At 75.5% G+C, this 16,821-nt stretch carries 16 protein-coding genes; 7 read left to right on the top strand and 9 right to left on the bottom strand.

From position 1 onward, the window contains the following. The first annotated feature begins 178 nt into the window (after positions 1-178). The 6 genes from Ae717Ps2_RS37365 (at position 179) to Ae717Ps2_RS17495 (ending at position 7,079) form a co-directional block, all read left to right on the top strand. Positions 179-316 (top strand): putative leader peptide, encoded by a 138-nt coding sequence (locus tag Ae717Ps2_RS37365; RefSeq protein ID WP_158071509.1) that lies wholly within the window; start codon positions 179-181, stop codon positions 314-316. A gap of 267 nt (positions 317-583) precedes the next feature. Beyond that, positions 584-1,987, top strand: coding sequence for an ROK family protein (locus tag Ae717Ps2_RS17515; protein ID WP_075307391.1), 1,404 nt, complete (start codon positions 584-586; stop codon positions 1,985-1,987). Then, the gene (locus Ae717Ps2_RS17510; protein WP_075333618.1) at positions 1,984-3,606 is read left to right on the top strand and encodes an ABC transporter substrate-binding protein; all 1,623 of its coding nucleotides are present in this window, start codon (positions 1,984-1,986) and stop codon (positions 3,604-3,606) included. The genes Ae717Ps2_RS17515 and Ae717Ps2_RS17510 overlap by 4 nt, the downstream gene beginning before the upstream one ends. 1 nt (position 3,607) lies before the next feature. After that, the gene (locus Ae717Ps2_RS17505) at positions 3,608-4,567 is read left to right on the top strand and encodes an ABC transporter permease (RefSeq protein ID WP_075307387.1); all 960 of its coding nucleotides are present in this window, start codon (positions 3,608-3,610) and stop codon (positions 4,565-4,567) included. Further along, positions 4,564-5,454 (top strand): ABC transporter permease, encoded by an 891-nt coding sequence (locus Ae717Ps2_RS17500; RefSeq protein ID WP_083695750.1) that lies wholly within the window; start codon positions 4,564-4,566, stop codon positions 5,452-5,454. The genes Ae717Ps2_RS17505 and Ae717Ps2_RS17500 overlap by 4 nt, the downstream gene beginning before the upstream one ends. Further along, positions 5,451-7,079: an ABC transporter ATP-binding protein gene (locus tag Ae717Ps2_RS17495; protein ID WP_075307385.1), complete on the top strand. Its 1,629-nt coding sequence runs from the start codon at positions 5,451-5,453 to the stop codon at positions 7,077-7,079. The genes Ae717Ps2_RS17500 and Ae717Ps2_RS17495 overlap by 4 nt, the downstream gene beginning before the upstream one ends. A 114-nt stretch (positions 7,080-7,193) precedes the next feature. Here the strand turns inward: Ae717Ps2_RS17495 and Ae717Ps2_RS17490 are convergent, their stop codons facing one another. The 3 genes from Ae717Ps2_RS17490 to Ae717Ps2_RS40415 all read right to left on the bottom strand — a co-directional run bounded on the left by Ae717Ps2_RS17490 (position 7,194) and on the right by Ae717Ps2_RS40415 (position 10,133). Next, positions 7,194-8,600: an LLM class flavin-dependent oxidoreductase gene (locus tag Ae717Ps2_RS17490; protein WP_075307383.1), complete on the bottom strand. Its 1,407-nt coding sequence runs from the start codon at positions 8,598-8,600 to the stop codon at positions 7,194-7,196. Next, a complete protein-coding gene (locus Ae717Ps2_RS17485) occupies positions 8,597-9,820 on the bottom strand; it encodes an acyl-CoA dehydrogenase family protein (protein ID WP_075307381.1) in 1,224 nt (407 codons plus the stop codon). Before Ae717Ps2_RS17485 ends, Ae717Ps2_RS17490 begins: the two co-directional genes overlap by 4 nt. Before the next feature lie 232 nt (positions 9,821-10,052). Further along, on the bottom strand, positions 10,053-10,133 hold the full coding sequence (locus Ae717Ps2_RS40415; RefSeq protein WP_369804877.1) for a putative leader peptide: 81 nt from the start codon (positions 10,131-10,133) through the stop codon (positions 10,053-10,055). A gap of 210 nt (positions 10,134-10,343) precedes the next feature. Between Ae717Ps2_RS40415 and Ae717Ps2_RS17480 the strand changes: the two genes are divergently transcribed. After that, positions 10,344-11,513: an LLM class flavin-dependent oxidoreductase gene (locus Ae717Ps2_RS17480; RefSeq protein ID WP_075333617.1), complete on the top strand. Its 1,170-nt coding sequence runs from the start codon at positions 10,344-10,346 to the stop codon at positions 11,511-11,513. Positions 11,514-11,589: 76 nt separating this feature from the next. Here the strand turns inward: Ae717Ps2_RS17480 and Ae717Ps2_RS17475 are convergent, their stop codons facing one another. The 6 genes from Ae717Ps2_RS17475 to Ae717Ps2_RS17450 form a co-directional block, all read right to left on the bottom strand. After that, on the bottom strand, positions 11,590-12,573 hold the full coding sequence (locus Ae717Ps2_RS17475) for an ABC transporter substrate-binding protein (RefSeq protein WP_075333616.1): 984 nt from the start codon (positions 12,571-12,573) through the stop codon (positions 11,590-11,592). Further along, complete coding sequence (locus Ae717Ps2_RS17470; RefSeq protein ID WP_075312065.1) at positions 12,570-12,980, bottom strand: cupin domain-containing protein; 411 nt, start codon at positions 12,978-12,980, stop codon at positions 12,570-12,572. The genes Ae717Ps2_RS17475 and Ae717Ps2_RS17470 overlap by 4 nt, the downstream gene beginning before the upstream one ends. Before the next feature lie 68 nt (positions 12,981-13,048). Then, the gene (locus tag Ae717Ps2_RS39170) at positions 13,049-14,134 is read right to left on the bottom strand and encodes an Rrf2 family transcriptional regulator (RefSeq protein WP_075307377.1); all 1,086 of its coding nucleotides are present in this window, start codon (positions 14,132-14,134) and stop codon (positions 13,049-13,051) included. Then, positions 14,131-15,246, bottom strand: coding sequence for an LLM class flavin-dependent oxidoreductase (locus Ae717Ps2_RS17460; RefSeq protein WP_075307375.1), 1,116 nt, complete (start codon positions 15,244-15,246; stop codon positions 14,131-14,133). Before Ae717Ps2_RS17460 ends, Ae717Ps2_RS39170 begins: the two co-directional genes overlap by 4 nt. Then, the gene (locus Ae717Ps2_RS17455) at positions 15,243-15,962 is read right to left on the bottom strand and encodes an ABC transporter ATP-binding protein (protein WP_226359822.1); all 720 of its coding nucleotides are present in this window, start codon (positions 15,960-15,962) and stop codon (positions 15,243-15,245) included. Before Ae717Ps2_RS17455 ends, Ae717Ps2_RS17460 begins: the two co-directional genes overlap by 4 nt. Beyond that, entirely contained in the window at positions 15,959-16,804 is an 846-nt protein-coding gene (locus tag Ae717Ps2_RS17450) for an ABC transporter permease (RefSeq protein ID WP_075307371.1), read from the bottom strand. Before Ae717Ps2_RS17450 ends, Ae717Ps2_RS17455 begins: the two co-directional genes overlap by 4 nt. Between the last annotated feature and the right edge of the window lie 17 nt (positions 16,805-16,821).

Below are 16,821 nucleotides of genomic sequence, written 5' to 3'. Positions count from 1 at the left end.
CACCACGGTCCCGGCACGTCGTCGACGGTAGGGAGGCGCCCGCGGCGGCGGCAACGGTTGCGCTCATGCCGATCCCAACCCCTGCGCCGGGACCGCGCGGGCCGCGGTTGTCAATGTGATCCGCTGCCGTGATTCCAGGCATCGACCCGGTCTCCCGGCCGCTGCTAGCGTCACCGGTGTGAGTGACGACCGCGACCGACCCGGGCCGCGGCCCGGCGTGCGCCGCGGCCTGGTCCCCGGCGTCCTGCCCTTCCTGGTCCTGCGCCGGCACGTCGATCTGTGCCGCACGGCGACCGCACTCTGTCGACCGGTCTGACCAACCCGACGCCCTGACGCGTCCCGCGACCCCGGAGCGGGCGCGGCGCCACCGCACCCGCGGTCCCGCCGCACTGTCCCGCCCGGACCGCGCGCCCCCTCGATCGGCCCCGCCGGGTCCACGTCCCACCGGCGCCGCCGTGCCCCGACCGTCCGCCGCCGCGGCCCGGACGGGGCCCGCCGACACCCAGGACCACCCGGCCACCGCGCGCCGCGGACCCCACCGAGGGGCCGCGCGACGTCGTGGCCCGCGCCCCGAGGACCGCCGATGCCCGGCCCCACCACGCCCGGACCCCCTGCCGACCTCCCCTCCGCCCCCGCCGACCCGACCGCACGCCCGTCGGCCCGGCCCCGTCCGCACCACGTCCGCCACGTCGGCGGCCACCGTCCCGCCCACCGCGCCGTCGTGCGCGCCGCGGCCCCCGAGCCGGTCACCGGGGCGGGCGTGCCGGCCGCGGCGGCGGTGCTCGGCGCCGTCCGGCGAGCCGGGGTGGTGTTCCGCGACGAGCTCGTCACGGCCACCGGGCTGTCGCACGCGACGGTGAACCGCCAGGTCGTCGCGCTCGTCGCCGCCGGAGTGGTCCGCGAGCGGCCCGACCTCGTGCCCACGGGCACGGTCGGCAGGCCCCGCATCCCGCTGGAGATCGACACCGACCGGTTCGGCGTGCTCGGCCTGCACGTCGGTCTGCACCGCACCACGCTCGCCGTCGGTGACCTGCGGGGCACCGTGGTGTCGGCGACCGACGTGCCCACCCCGCGCGACGCCGAGCCCGGCACCGCGCTGGCCGGGCTCGCCGCCCGGCTGCGACGGTTCGCCTCCCGCGGCCCGGGTCGGACCGTGCTGCAGGTCGGCCTCGTGGTCGGCGGCCAGGTGTCGGGTGAGCGCGACCGGTTCGGTCACCCCCGGCTCGGCTGGGACCCCGCCCCGCTCGCCGACATCGTCGACCGGGTCGGGCTGCCGGGGGTCGTCGTCGTCCCGCAGATCGAGGCGATGGCCGGCGCCGAGTCGCTGCTGTCCCCGCACGTCGACGAGGGGACCACCCTGCACGTCTACGCCCGCGAGGCCGTCGGTGCCGTGCTCACCGTCGACGGCAGGGTGCACGCCCCCGCCGGCGGACCCGGCACCGTCAGCCACCTGCCCGTCGGCGGGGACGGGGTGCTGGGGCGGGAACGCTGCCACTGCGGGCGGACCGGCTGCCTGGAGGCCGCCGCCGGCGACTCCGCCGTGGCCCGCGCCGCGCACGCGGCCGGGATCGTGGACGCACCCGTGATCGAGAAGGTGGTCGGCGCGGCCGAGGGCGGCGACCGACGGGCGCACGACCTGCTCGCCGAGCGGGCCGCCCTGCTGGGCCGCGGCGTCGCGCTGGTCCGCGACGTGCTCAACCCCGACCGCGTCGTCCTCGCCGGGCAGGCGTTCACCGCCTACCGGGCCGGGCTCGCCCACGTCTCCCGGAGCTTCGCCGAGGCGAGCGCGCTCCCGCCGATCAGCCTGCAGGCGGGCACCTTCGGGTCCGCACTGCAGGCGGTCGCCGCGTGCACCGCCGGCCTGCGCCCGATCTACGCCGACCCGCTCGGCACCACCCGCCGCGCCGCCGCGGTCGCCGCCGACGCGCGCGCGGCGCCTCGGCCGTTCCCGACCCCCACCACCCCCCGAGAGGCGAACCACCGATGACCACCCGACTCCTGTCCTCCCCGCTCGACCGGCGCAGCCTGCTGCGCCGCGCCGGACTCGGTGTCCTGGCCGCCGGCGCGGCCGGTGCGGGCCTGACCGGGTGCGCCTCCGCCGTCGACGAGCGGCGTGCCGCCGGGAACGCCGCCGCGAGCGCACCGGTGCGCGGCGGGACCCTGAAGCTGGCCGCTCGGACCGACCTGGTGCCCGGCAACTTCCTCACCAACTCCAACGACGGCGTCACGACCACCGTCGGCCTGGTCTACGACACCCTGGTCCGCCGGCCGAACACCGGGTTCGAGCCGCAGCCGCGGCTCGCGACGTCCTGGGAGATCAGCCCGGACGGCCGCACGGTGACCCTGCAGCTGCGTGACGACGTCTTCTTCCACGGCCGCGGCACCGAGCGGGGCCGGCCGTTCACCTCGGCCGACGTCGAGTTCTCGATCCGCACCTACGCCGACCCGAAGTGGACCGCGCAGCTGCGCAGCACCGCCGCCGCCGTCACCTCGTTCGACACCTCGCAGCCGCACCGGGTGGTGCTGGGGCTCGCGGAGCCCCTGTCGAACATCCTCGACCTGCTCGACACCGTCCCGATCCTGGACTCCGCGACCATCGACGCGCTCGGGCGTGGCGAGGCGTTCGTCGGGACCGGCCCGTTCCGGTTCGAGTCCTGGACCCCGAACACCTCGATCGTCTACGTGCGCAACGAGCACTTCCGCGACCCCGAGCGGCCCTATCTCGACCGGGTCGAGCTGAGCATCGGCGGCGACGCCCAGGCGCTGCTGGCCGGCCTGCGATCCAACCGGTTCGACGTCGTCGGCGGGCTCCCGTTCCGCGACATCGCGACCCTGGACGCGGCCGAGGGCTTCCACGCGATCACCATGGAGGGCGCGGAGCTGCAGACCTACGTGGGCGCGAACGTCACCGCCCCCGGGCTGTCCGACGTGCGGGTCCGCCAGGCCGTCGCCTACGCGATCGACCGGCAACGGGTCGTCGACGAGGTGCTGCGCGGCTCCGGCTACCCGATCAACCTGCCGTGGCCGAAGAGCTCCCCGGCCTACGACGAGGCCCGCAACGCCACCTACACCCGCAACCTCGACCGGGCCCGTGCGCTCGTCGCGGAGGTCGGCACCGTGCCACCGCAGCCGCTGACGTTCCCGGCCAGCCACCCCGTCCACGAACCGGTCGCGCAGATCGTGCAGGCCGACCTCGCCGAGATCGGCATCACCACCACGCTGCAGCCGGTCGATTCCGCGCAGTTCGTGATGCAGCTGATCGGCGCGCAGTTCCCCGGGCTGTGGACGACGTTCCACTCGTGGGCCCAGCACACCCCGTCGACGCTGACCGTCAGCGCCTACCCCTTCAACGCGCAGAAGAACTCCTCGCGGTTCGTCTCGCCCGACTACCAGCGGGCCGCCGCCACCGCGTGGACGCTGCCCGCGACCGACACCGCCGGCCTCGGCCGCGCCTACACGGCGCTGTCCGACGAGCTGCTCGAGCACCTGTTCCTGGTCGAGATCGGCGTGGTGCTCAACCAGCTCGCCGCCTCGGACCGGGTCCAGGGGGTCGGTTGGTCCAAGCGGGCCGAGATCGACCTCACCGACGCGTACACGGCGGCCTGACATGCTGCGCTTCGTCATCTCCCGGCTGCCGTCGGCGGTCGCGGTGCTGTTCCTCGCCTCGGTGCTGATCTTCGGTCTGCTGCGCCTGGTCCCCGGCGACCCGGCGACCACGCTCGCCGGGCCGGACGCCTCGCCCGAGGTGGTCGAGACGATCCGGGTCTCGCTCGGGCTCGACCGGCCGGTGTGGGAGCAGTACGTGCTGTGGCTGGGGAACGTCCTCACCGGTGACCTCGGCCGCTCGTACCTGATCGGCGGTGAGATCGGCACCCTGGTGGCGGCCGGCCTGGTCAACACGCTCTGGCTGGCCGGCGCCGCGCTCGTCCTGGCCGTGGGGCTGTCGCTGGTCGTCGGGGTCGCGGCCGTGCTGTCGCGGGCCCGGTGGGTCGACACCGTCGTCACCGGGTTCACCACGCTGGCGCTCGCGGTCCCGACGTTCGTCACCGGTGTGGTGCTGGTGCTGCTGTTCGCGGTCGCCTTCCCGGTGCTGCCCTCCGGCGGGACCCCGCCCGGGGGGTTCCTCGCCCGCCCCGACCTGACGTGGCAGTACCTGCTGCTGCCGGCGGTGTGCCTGGCCCTGCCGGTCGCCGGCGCGCTGTCGCGGTTCGTCGTGGAGTCGCTGCGCACCGAGCTCGCGCAGCCCTACGTGCTCACCGCCCGCGCGCTCGGCGTGCCCCGCCGGCGTCTGGTGCTCGCCCACGCCCTGCCCGCCGCGCTCCCCACGGTCGCCACCGTGCTGGGGCTGCAGATCGGCAACCTGCTCGGCGGCGCCGTCCTGGTCGAGCTGATCTTCACCTGGCCCGGGCTCGGTCAGCTGATCGAGCAGGGCATCAGCCGCCGCGACTACCCGGTGGTGCAGGTCCTGCTGCTGCTGTCGGTCGCGGTGTTCGTCGCCGTCCAGCTGGTCACCGACATCCTGCACGCCGCGCTGGACCCGCGGGTGCGGATCGGAGGGAACGCATGACCGTCACCGCCCCCGGCGAGATCCTCCCGGCGAGGACGGCCGCGCCGGCCCGGCCCGGTCCCACCCGCCGCCCGCACGCGCTGTCGGCGCTGTACCGCGGGCGCGGGCTGGTCGGGGCGGTGCTCGTCGGCGTCGTCGTGCTCGCCGGTCTCGCCGCACCGCTGCTCGCGCCGTACGACCCGTTGGCGCAGATCCCGGGTGCGAACCTGCTGCCCGCGTCCGGTGCGCACTGGCTGGGCACCGACGAGGTGAACCGCGACGTCTTCAGCCGGACGCTGTACGGCATCCTCGCCAACCTGTCGATCATCGCGGTCGCGGTGCCGCTCGGGGCGGTCGCCGGTGGCCTGGTCGGTCTGGTGTCGAGTCTGTCGGCGGCCGTCGACGTCGTCGCACAGCGGGTGTTCGACGTGCTGCTCGCGTTCCCGGTGCTGATCCTCGGGATCGCACTGGCCGCGGTCCTCGGGCCGGGCACGACGGCGGTGGTCGTGGTGATCGTCCTCGCCGAGATCCCGATCTTCGGGCGGCTCGTGCGGGGTGCCGCGCTGCGGGTGCGGGAGATGCCCTACGTCGAGGCGGCCACCGTGGTCGGGGCCGGGCGCTGGTGGGTGCTGCGCCGCCACGTGCTGCCGGGCGCCGCCGAGCCCGCCGGTGTGCAGGTCGCGGTGTCGTTGTCCGTCGCCGTCTTCGTGGAGGGTGCCATGAGCTTCATCGGTATCGGGGTCCGGCCACCGGACCCCTCGCTCGGGTCGATCGTCGCCGACTCGGTGCTGTACCTCGACGTCAACCCGGCGATGGCGCTCGGCCCGCTGGCCGTGGTCACGATGCTGACGCTGGGCTTCCTGCTCGTCGCGCAGGCCCTCGCGGCGGGACGGCGGGTGGCCGGATGAGCACCGTGCTGAGCGTGCGGGACCTGCGTATCTCCTTCGGCGACACGGTCGCCGTCGACGGCGTCGACCTCACGGTGCGCCGCGGGGAGGTCGTCGCGCTGGTCGGTGAGTCCGGGTCGGGCAAGACGCTGACGGCGCGGTCGGTGCTCGGCCTGCTCCCCGACGCCGCGACGGCGTCCGGCTCGGTCGAGCTCGCCGGGGACTCCGTCCTCGGCGCACCCGAGGAGGCGCTGGACCGGGTCCGCGGGACCCGCGCCGCGATGGTGTTCCAGGAACCGCAGACCGCGCTGAACCCGGTGCGCACGGTCGGCTGGCAGCTCGTCGAGGCGATCCGGGCGCACGCCCGGGTGCCGCGCGCGCAGGCCCGCCGCCGGGCGGTGGAGCTGCTGCGGCTGGTCGACCTGCCCGAGCCCGAGCGCCGCGTGCGGTCCTACCCGCACCAGCTCTCCGGCGGCCAGAAGCAGCGCGTCGTGATCGCCCTGGCGCTGGCCGGGGAGCCGGACCTGCTGCTGGCCGACGAGCCGACGACCGCGCTCGACGTCACCGTGCAGGCGCGGATCCTGGAGCTGCTGCGCGACCTGCGCGACCGCACCGGCGTGGGCGTGCTGTTGGTGACCCACAACATGGGCGTCGTCGCCGAGCTCGCCGACCGCGTCGTGGTGCTGCACCGCGGCCGGGTGGTGGAGCAGCGCTCCGTCGCGGACCTGTTCGACCGGCCGGCGACCGACTACACGCGGGCTCTGCTCGCGGCGGTGCCGACGCTCGCCGACCGGCCGCGGGGGAGCGCCGTCGCGGCGGTGGCGCAGGCCGCCGACGTCCCCGCGCCGCGCGACCCGGAGGGGCCGGTGCCGGTGCTGTCCCTGCAGGACCTGTCGGTGGTGCACCCGCCCCGGCGCGGCCGGCCCGCGTTCCGGGCCGTGCACGCCGTGAGCCTGGACGTGGCGCCCGGCGAGGTCGTCGGGCTCGTGGGCGAGTCCGGGTCGGGCAAGACCACGATCGGCCGGGCAGCGGCCGGGCTGCTCCCGCCGGCGCAGGGCCGGGTGCTGCTCGACGGCACCGACCTGGCCGGGCTGTCGCGCTCCGGGCTGCGCCGGGTGCGTCGCGGGCTGGCGATGGTGCACCAGGACCCGGCGGCGTCGCTGGACCCGCGCCGGTCCGTGGAGGACTCGGTCGCCGAGCCGCTGCGGGTGCACGGCGCCCGGACCGGCCCGGAGCTGCGCTCCCGGGTGGGCGAGCTGCTGGAGTCGGTCCGCCTGCCACGGGAGTTCGCGACCCGCCGGCCCGGCGAGCTGTCGGGCGGGCAGCGCCAGCGGGTCGCGCTGGCCAGGGCCCTGTCGCTGTCGCCGCGGCTGCTGATCGCCGACGAGCCGACCAGCGCGCTGGACGTGTCGGTGCAGGCCGAGGTGCTGGAGCTGTTCGCGTCGCTGCAGCGCGAGCTGGGGTTCGCCTGCCTGTTCGTCAGCCACGACCTCGCGGTCGTCGACCGGGTCTCCGACCGCGTCGCCGTCCTGCGGGCGGGGGAGGTGGTCGAGCTCGGCACGCCGGCCCAGGTGTTCGGGACCCCGCGGCACGACTACACCCGCCGCCTCGTCGACACCGTGCCCCGCGTCCCCGCCCGGATCTGACACCCGCCCCGCACGAGCGGACCGGTCGTCCGGCAGGGTCCGTACGACCGGTCCGCTCGTGCAGTGGGGAGCAGGACCGTGGGGCCGGGGCCGGGTCCGGACCGGGAACCGGGGTCAGGCGGGGGCGGCGCCCCGGCGCCGGGCGTGGACGGCCGCGGGATGGTCGGCACGGACCCGTGCCTGGCCCGCACCCTGCAGGTGCTCGCGCAGGGTCGCGCCCTCCGGGGCCTCGGCGAGCACCCCACGCCGGCGCAGCTCGGGCACCACGTGCTCCACGACGTCGGCGAAGGTGCCGGGGGTGACCGCGTAGGCGAGGTTGAAGCCGTCGACGTCGGCGACCTCGGCCCAGCGTTCCAGCTCGTCGGCGACCGTCTGCGGCCCGCCCACGACGACGGCGCCCATCCCGCCGATCCCGATGTGCTCGGCGATCGCCCGCGGCGTCCACTCCCGTGTCGGATCGGCCGTGGTGAACAGCTCGACCGCGCTGCGGATGGCCTCGGTCTCGGCGAACCGCAGTGGCTCGTCGGGGTCCATCGTGGACAGGTCCAGGCCGGACCAGCCGCCGTAGAGGGTGAGGGCACCTTCCAGGCTCACGTACTGCGCGAGGTCGGCGTAGCGCTCGCTGGCCTGCTCGTCGGTGGCGCCGGTGACCACGGTGACCATCGTGAAGACCTTCACCGCACGGGGGTCGCGGCCCTGCTCGGCGGTCTGCCTGCGCAGCTCGGCGACCCGCGGGGCCAGTGTCTCCGGGGTCGGGGAGATGACGAAGACGCCCTCGGCGTGCCGGGCGGCGAACGTCGTGCCGCGTGCGGAGGCGCCTGCCTGGAAGATCGTCGGCGTGCGCTGCGGGGAGGGCTCGGTCAGGCCGATGCCCGGCACGTCGAAGAACTCGCCGTGGTGGCCGATCGGACGGACCTTCGCCGGGTCGGTGTAGACACCCTTGTCCCGGTCGAGCAGCACCGCGTCGTCGTCCCAGGACGCCTCCCACAGCTGGTAGCAGACCTCCATGAACTCGTCGGCGACGTCGTAGCGCCGGTCGTGCGGCACCTGCTTCTCCAGCCCCAGGTTGCGGGCCGCGGACTCCAGGTAGGAGGTGACGACGTTCCACGCGACCCGGCCCCGGGTGTAGTGGTCCAGGGTGGAGAACCGCCGGGCGAGCGCGTAGGGCTTCTCGTAGGTCAGCGACACGGTGATCCCGAAGCCGAGCCGCTCGGTGACCGCGGCCATCGCCGAGACGGCCAGGGTCGGGTCGCCGACGGGGACCTGCACGCCGTCGCGGATCGCCGGTTCGGGGCCGTCGCGGTAGACGTCGTAGAGGCCGACGACGTCGGCGATGAACAGGCTGGTGAACCCGCCGCGCTCCAGCAGCTGCGCCAGCTCGGTCCAGTAGCGCAGGTCGTGGAAGGTGTGCGAGCGGTCCTGCGGGTGGCGCCACAGGCCGGGTGACTGGTGCCCGGCGCACGTCATGTCGAAGGCGTTCAGATGGATGCGGCGCGGTGCCGGGTCGATCGCGCGGCTCATCGCTTGCCGGCGCTCCAGGCGTAGGGCAGGTCGGTCCCGTTGAGCACGTGGTCCCCGACCGACTGCAGCTTGTAGATCAACGGGTTGTGCACCGAGATGACCCGCGCGTTGCGCCAGTGCCGGTCCAGCCGCAGCTTCTCCGAGGTCACGGAGGCACCGCCGACCTCGAACAGCTGGGTGGTCGCGTCGAGCACCGCGGGGATGATCGTGGCCTGGGCATGGGCGACGTCGAGCTCGACCCGGTCGAGCAGCTCCGGGTCCTCCCCGCCCGCGGCGAGCAGCGTGTCGAGCTGCTCGGCGATGGCCAGCACCAGGGCACGCGAGGACCAGGCGGCCGCCGACAGCCGCCCGATGACCTGCTGGACGAGCGGGTCGTGGCGGGGCAGGTCGGCCGGGGCGTGGGTGAAGGTGCGGGTGCGCTCGCGGACCCAGGCGCTGACGTCGTCGGTGGCGCGGCGGGCGATCCCGGCGAGCACGGCGAGCTGGACGAGCTGCAGGTAGGAGGTGCCCCAGCCGCGGCCCTCGGTGCCGTACCCGGGTCCGAGGACCCGCTCGCGGGGGACGGCGACGCCGTGGAACTCGGTGGTGCCGCTGGCGGTGAGGCGCTGCCCGAAGCCGTCCCAGTCGTCGTGCTGCACGACGCCCTGGGCGTCGCCGTCGACGAGCACGGACACGCGCTGCCCGTCGAGGTCGGCGGCGACCAGGATCTGGTCGGCGTAGAGGCTGCCGGTCGAGTAGTACTTGGTGCCGTCGAGGCGGTAGCCGTCGCCGTCGGAGGTCAGGGTGGTGCGGTAGCGGTCGATCGCGCCGACGCCGGGCTCGGTGATGGCGTTGCCGACCAGCCGCCCCTCGGCGACGGCCGCCAGCCGGGCGTCGCGGTCCGGGCCCGGGGCGGCCAGCAGCAGGTCGTCGACGTACCACCAGTGCACGCGCAGTGCCTGCGGCAGGTTCGACTCAGCGGCGGCGAGGTCGACGAGCAGCCGGAACTGCTGGCGCACGGTGGCGCCGTAGCCGCCGAGCTCCACGGGCAGCCGCAGGGCGCCGAAGCGCTCCGCGCGCAGCGCGGCCACCTCGTCGTGGGCCAGGGTGCGGCCCTGCTCACGGGCGACCGCGCCCTCGGCGATGCGGGCGAACACCGGCGCGAAGACGGCGTCGAGCTGCTCGTCGGTCCAGGCGGCCCGGCCGTCGGTGCCGGTGGGGGCGGGGGAGGTCGTGGTCATGGGGGTCCTTCCGGTGGGGCCGGTGGCGCGCCGGGCACGGTGGCGGGGTGGTGGCGCGGTGGTGGCGGGGTCGGGGCACGGACGGTCGCCGCCGTGCGGGGCCGGTCGCACGGGCGGGTCCGCTCCGCCCTGCGGCAGGCGGGCCGGCCGGAGGTGGCCGTCGGAGGCGGTCCCGGTGCGGCGGGCGCGTGGGGCGGGCGCGGAGCGGATCCGGGCTTGTGGGTGCGCGGCCTCAGCGGCGGCGGAGCGGGCGACGACACAGCGCCGACGCCACGCGCGCGAGGTCGACATGGCCCCGCGTGGTCAACAGCACCGATCCGGTCACGGGGTCCACGGTAGCCGCGACCGGCTCCGCTTCCCAAGGCGTCGGCGACCCGGATCACCGGCGTCCTGCCTGGTGGGAGACCCGCTCCCAGGCGTCCGGACAGGTGTCCCGCGGGGTGGACGGTCCACTGTGGAGCATGGTGTGACCGTCGTCCCCACCGACTTGCGCCGGCCGGTTCCGCCCTGTTGCGTCTGCCGGATGGGAGTCACGCTGCACTGGTTCCTGCCCACGATGGGCGACGGCCGCCATCTCGTCGGGGGAGGCCACGGGAACGCGACCGGGTCCGCCGGCGCCCTCCGCCCCGCCTCGATCGGCTACCTCACCCAGGTCGCTCGTGCCGCGGAGCAGGCCGGGTTCGACGGTGCCCTCACCCCGACCGGCGCCTGGTGCGAGGACGCGTGGCTCACCACCGCGATGCTCGTGGCCCACACCGAGCGCCTGAGGTTCCTCGTCGCGTTCCGGCCCGGGTCGATCTCCCCGACGCTCGCCGCCCAGCAGGCCGCCACCTTCCAGCGGCACTCCGGCGGCCGGCTGCTGCTCAACGTCGTCACCGGCGGCGAGTCGCGCGAGCAGCGCGCCTACGGCGACTTCCTCGACAAGGACTCCCGCTACGCCCGCACCGGGGAGTTCCTCTCGGTCGTCACCCGGCTGTGGCGCGGCGAGACCGTCGACCTCGACGGCGAGCACGTGCGGGTCGAGCAGGCGTCGCTGTCGCGGCTGCCCGACCCGGTCCCGCCGGTCTACTTCGGCGGCTCCTCACCGGCCGCGGCCCAGGTCGCCGCCGAGCACGCCGACGTCTACCTGACCTGGGGCGAACCGGTCGAGGCCGTCCACGAGAAGATCGAACGGATCCGCAAGCTCGCCGCAGACCGCGGGCGCACCGTGCGCTTCGGGATCCGGCTGCACGTGATCACCCGCGACACCGCCGACGAGGCGTGGGCGCAGGCGCACCGGCTCCTCGACGCGCTCGACCCCGAGACCATCGCGGGTGTGCAGGCGGGTCTGGCCGCGAGCGAGTCGGAGGGCCAGCGCCGGATGCGCGCGCTGCACGGCGGGGTCAAGACCTCGGTCGAGGAGCTGACGATCGCCCCGAACCTGTGGGCCGGTGTCGGCCTGGTCCGGGGTGGTGCGGGGACCGCGCTCGTCGGCAGCCACACCGAGGTCGCGGATCGGATCGCCGAGTACCACGAGGCCGGCATCGACGAGTTCGTCCTCTCCGGCTACCCCCACCTGGAGGAGGCGTGGTGGATGGGCGAAGGGGTCATGCCGGTGCTGCGCGAGCGCGGCCTGTGGACCCCGCCCGACGGCGTCGCCGATGTCACCGACGCCGCCCGCTCCGTGCCGTTCGCCGCCGACTACCGCACGTGAACCACGCCGCGCCCGCCGTGGCGCGGCAGGACGGACCGGACCCGCCCCACCGATCGGTGGGGCAGGTCCGGCCGGGTCAGGAGCCGGAGGGGGCGCGCAGGTCCTCGACCGCGGAGGCCACGTCCACCCGGTTGCGCAGCACGCCGTAGTCGGAGTAGCGGTCGGCCACCCCCTGCAGCTCGGCGACGAGCTCCGGGGACAGCGGCTGGGTGTCGCGCAGCGCCCGCTGCGCCATCAGGTCGGCGACGGCGGCGGGCCGCTTGGTCAGCTCCGCGTAGATGGCGGCGTTCTCCCGGGAGTTCTCCCGGGCCCACTGCAGCGCGCGGCCGTAGCGCTCGGTGAAGTCGGTCAGGGCCGCGCGGGTGCCGGCGTCGTCCAGCGCCGCGGTGTTGGCGTCGAGGAAGGTCAGCCCGGTACCGAGGCCCTTCGCGTCGCGCAGGACCCGGGCGCCGGACTCCTGCTGGGTGACCGCGGTGTAGGGGTCCCAGGTCGACCAGGCGTCGATCGCGCCGGAGTTCATCGCGGCGGCGGCGTCGACCGGCTGCAGGAACGAGATGGTGACCTCGTCCGGCCGCACCCCGGCCTCCTCCAGCGCGCGCAGCAGCAGGTAGTGCCCGATGCTGCCCTGGGTGGTCGGCGAGACCGTCTTCCCGCGCAGGTCGGCGACCGACCGGATCGGCGAGTCCTTCGGCACGAGCAGCGCCAGCCCGCCCTGGCTGGGGGACCGGGTCGCCTCGACGATCTTGATGCGGTCGGTGGAGGACAGCGCGGTCAGGGTGGGTGCGTCGCCGGCGACGCCGACGTCGATCGCCTCGCTGCGCAGCGCCTCCAGCAGCGGCGCGGCCGCCGGGAACTGTGCCCACTCGACCCGGTACGGCGCGCCGTCGAGCGCGCCGGAGGCGTTGAGCAGGGCCTGCTGGATGCCGGCCTGGTCACCGACCCGCAGGGTGACCTGAGACAGGTCGACCGGGCCGTCGTCGGCCGCGCCGGAGCAGCCGGTGAGCAGCAGCGCGAGCGCGGCGAGCAGGGCGGGCAGGGCGAGCAGCGGACGGCGGGTCACGGGGTGGTCTCCGGGTCGGTGAGCGGGGTGAGCGAGGGCAGGTTCACGACGATCCCCTCCTGCGTGCTGCGGGAGATGACCACGACGGCCGGCACCTCGGGGTCGGGGTTCTCCTCGCGGTGCGGGACCCACGGCGGCACGAACACGTAGTCGCCGGGCTCGGTCTGCAGGACGACCTCGCCGGTGCCGTCGTGGAACACGAACCGGGGTCGGCCGGAGACGACGTAGATGGAGGTCTCGGCCTCGCCGTGGTGGTGGTCGCCGGAGTTCGTGGCGGGGGCGACGTGGGTCTCGCCGGTCCAGAGCTTCGAGGAGCCGACGGTCCGTCCGCTCACGGCCTCGCGGCGGGACATGCCGCTGGTCTGGGCGGTGTCGCCGGACAGGTCGGCACCGCGGACGAGGTGCACCCGGGCGTGGTCCGGCGGGGTGGGGGCGAGGTCGGGGTGGAACGGGTCGGTCCCGTGCGCGTGCGTGGTCACCGGGTATCGCCCTCCAGGGCGGTCAGGGTGCGGGTGGTCAGGAAGTCGGCGACGGTGCGCTCCAGGTCCGCCCACAGCGGGGCGGCCGGGCCGGTCCCGCGGACCGAGGCGATCGAGCCCTCGGTGGCGCGCACGACGTCGGCGACGGTGATCTCCGCGGCCGGGCGGGCCAGCCGGTAGCCGCCCTCGCAGCCACGACGGCTGGTCACCAGACCGGCCCGGCGCAGCGCGAGCATCACGTTGACCAGGGAGTTGAGCGGGACACCTCGGGCGCGGGCCATCGCGTCGCAGGTGACGGTCGCACCGTCGGCGGCGACGAGCTCGGCGAGTGCGCGCATCGCGTGGTCGAGCCGCGCGGAGACGTTCAGCGGCGCGGCGCGGCGCGACCGGGCGGGCCCCGCCGCGACGGGCGCCACCTCCTCGGCGAAGCGGGCACCCTTGGCGAGGCGTTCGAGGAACTGCACGAGCCGTGCGGCGACGATCCGGTGGAACTGGTCGTTCAGCACGTCGTGCACCCCGTCGACGACGACGGCCACGTCGTCGCCCGGACGGGCCAGCGACCGGATCCCGGCGACCGGGGCGACCGGGTCGGCGTCGCCGTGCAGCCACAGCACCGCCGCGTCGGGCAGCGGGTCGGACGGCGGCGGGGGCGGGACCTGCGCGAGCGCGCCCCAGGCGAAGTCGGGGTCGGACTCGAGGAGCCCGCGGTGCACCGGGCAGGCGGTCCGGGCGTCGAGCTCCCCGGCCCGGTCCGCGGGCGGCTCGCCCGGGGCGCCCGTGGGCAGCCCGGCCAGCACGAGCCCGTCCGGGCGGACGGCCCCGGCCAGCTCCCAGGCGCGCAGCGCGCCGGTGTCGGACCCGAGCAGCACCCGGGCCCCGGTCGCGCCGGCCAGTGCGGCGGTGACCTCGTCGGCCCCGGCACCGGGAGCGGGCACGGCGAGGGTCCACCCGTCGACGGCGAGCCGCCGCCCGAGGCGGGCGTAGAGGCCGGGGTGCTCGCCGCGGCCGGTCAGGACGGCGACGGTGCCCCGCGAGGTCCCCTCGGGCGTCCACACCGTGCCGGTGGTGGCGGGTGCGCTCACGCGGGGACCCCCACCCCGGCGGCCGCGCCGCGGCGGGCGAGCTCGGCGCGCACCGCGGGCAGCAGCTCGCGGCCGTAGCGGCGGGCGTCGTCGATCGGGTCGTAGCCGCGGATGAGCAGCGTGGTGACACCGATGTCGACGTAGTCGGCGAGCGCGGCGGCGACGGTGTCCGGGGTGCCGACCAGCGCGGTGGAGTTGCCGGCCGCTCCGGAGGCCGCCGCGGTGGCGGTCCACAGGCAGCGGTCGTGGAGCTCCCCGGCCTCGGCGGCGGCGAGCAGGCGCTGGGACCCGACGTTGGCCGGCGCCCCCGGCTCGCGCATCCGGGTGCCGGTGAACGAGCCGTGACCGCCGCGGGCGGCGACGATCCGGTCCCGTACGTCGTGCGCGCGGGCCCAGGCCTGCTCCTCGGTGTCGCCGAGGATCGGGCGGAACGACACGCTGATCCGGGGCGGCTCGGTGCGGCCCGCGGCGCGGGCGGCCTCGTGCACCCGGGCGATCTGCTCGGCGGTCCCGGCCAGCGGCTCGCCCCACAGTGCGAAGACGTCGGCGTGCCGCCCGCCCACCCGGTACGCGGCCTCGGAGGACCCGCCGAAGTACACCGGGATCGGGCCGAGCGGGCGGATCTCCTGGGCGACCCCGGCGACCCGGTAGTGCTCGCCGGCGTGGTCGAAGGGCTCGCGCTCGGTCCAGGCCCGGCGCACGACCGAGAGGTACTCGTCGGTGCGGGCGTAGCGCTCGTCCTTGCCGAGCCAGTCGCCGTCGCGGCGCTGGTCGGTGTCGCTGCCCCCGGAGATGACGTGCATCGCGACCCGGCCACCGCCGCTGAAGTGGTCGAGCGTCGCGTACTGGCGGGCGGCCAGGGTGGGGGCGGTGAAGCCGGGCCGGTGCGCGACGAGGAAGCCGAGCCGGTCGGTGTGCGCGGCCGCGTACGCGGCGACCTGCAGCCCGTCCGGGGTGGACGACGAGTGGCCGATGAGGACCTTGTCGAAGCCGGCCTCCTCGTGGACGGCGGCGAACCGGCGCACGAGCGCCGGGTCGAGGACCGGGCCGGTGGCCGGCAGGATCTCCGAGACCTCCTGGGTCCCGATCATGCCGATGAACTCGATGCTCATGTGCGCTCCTGGGGTCGGTGCACGCCGAGGCGGCCGAGCAGGTCGGCACGCAGGCGCTGGAAGTCGGGGTCGGTGACGTCGCGGGGGCGGGGGAGATCCACCGGTGCGTCGTGCGCGATCCGGCCGCCGTCCATCACCAGGACGCGGTCGGCGAGCACGAGCGCCTCCTCGACGTCGTGGGTCACGAGCAGCACCGCGCACCGGTGGCGCTGCCACAGCTCGTCGACGAGCCCGCGGGCGGTGATCCGGGTGAGCGCGTCGAGCGCGGAGAACGGCTCGTCGAGCAGCAGCAGGTCCGGGTCACGGACGAGGGCGCGGGCCAGCGCCGCGCGCTGGGCCTCGCCGCCGGAGAGGACCTTGGGCCACACGTCGGTGCGGTGGGCGAGGCCGACCTCGGTCAGGGCGGCCTCGGCGCGGGCGCGGTCGGGGCGCCCTGGCAGGCCGAGCACGACGTTGCGCCACACCTTCTTCCACGGCAGCAGACGCGGCGCCTGGAACCCGACGGCCCGTCGGCGGGCGACGGTGACCTCGCCGCTGACGTCGTTGTCGAGGTCGGCCAGGATCCGCAGCAGGGTGGACTTGCCGCAGCCCGAGGCCCCGAGCAGCGCCACGAACTGACCGGGCTCGATGTCCAGGTCGAGGTCGGTCAGGACGGCCCGGTCACCGAAGTGCCGGCCGAGGCCCCGGACCGACACGGGTCGCGCAGTGGTGCTCACCGTCCGCTGAACGCCGGTCGCCACGACAGCAGCCCCCTCTCCAGGGTGCGCACGACGAGGTCGCCGACCAGCCCGAGCACCGCGTAGAGCGCGAGGCAGACGACGATCACGTCGGTCTGGAAGAACTCCCGGGCGGTGTTCATCTCGTAGCCGATCCCGGAGGTGGCGTTGATCGTCTCGCCGAAGACCAGGGCGAGCCACGCGGTGCCCAGCGCGTAGCGCAGACCGACCAGGAACTGGGGCATCGCCGAGGGCAGGATCACGTGGCGGACCTGGCCGAACCAGCCGAGCCCCAGGGTGCGGGCGGCCTCGACGAGGGTCGCGTCGACGTTGCGGATCCCGCCGAACAGGTTCATGTAGAGCGGGAAGGTCACGGCGAGCGCGATGAGCGCGATCTTGGGTTCCTCGCCGATGCCGAACCAGATGATCAGCAGCGGGATGAGCCCGATGACGGGCACCGTGCGCAGCATCTGCACGGGCGCGTCGATCACGTCCTCGCCGCGGCGGAACAGCCCGGACAGGGTGGCGAGCAGCACGGCGGCGACGAGGCCGATCGCGATGCCGGACAGCACCCGCACGCTCGACACGGCCACCGCGCTCTGCAGCGCGCCGTCGGCCCACATCTCGGCGGCGGTGACCGCGACGGTCGCGGGCGAGGCGAGGACGTCGCGGGGGAGGATCCCGGTGCTCGACAGCACCTGCCACAGCGCGATGAGCACGACCGGGGAGGCGGTCTTGACCACCCAGCGGGGCACCCGGTCCGGGCCTCGGGTGTGGCGGGTGCGGAGGGTCTCGACCTCGGGTGGGGAGCTGGTGCGCTCCCGTTCGGAGGTGGTCGTCATGGGGGCTCCTGGGGCTC

Origin of the sequence: Pseudonocardia sp. Ae717_Ps2 (assembly GCF_001932475.1) — a bacterium.
Lineage (GTDB): Bacteria > Actinomycetota > Actinomycetes > Mycobacteriales > Pseudonocardiaceae > Pseudonocardia.
Note: the sequence above shows the minus strand (reverse complement) of the source record. Positions and strands in the feature narration are given on the sequence as shown.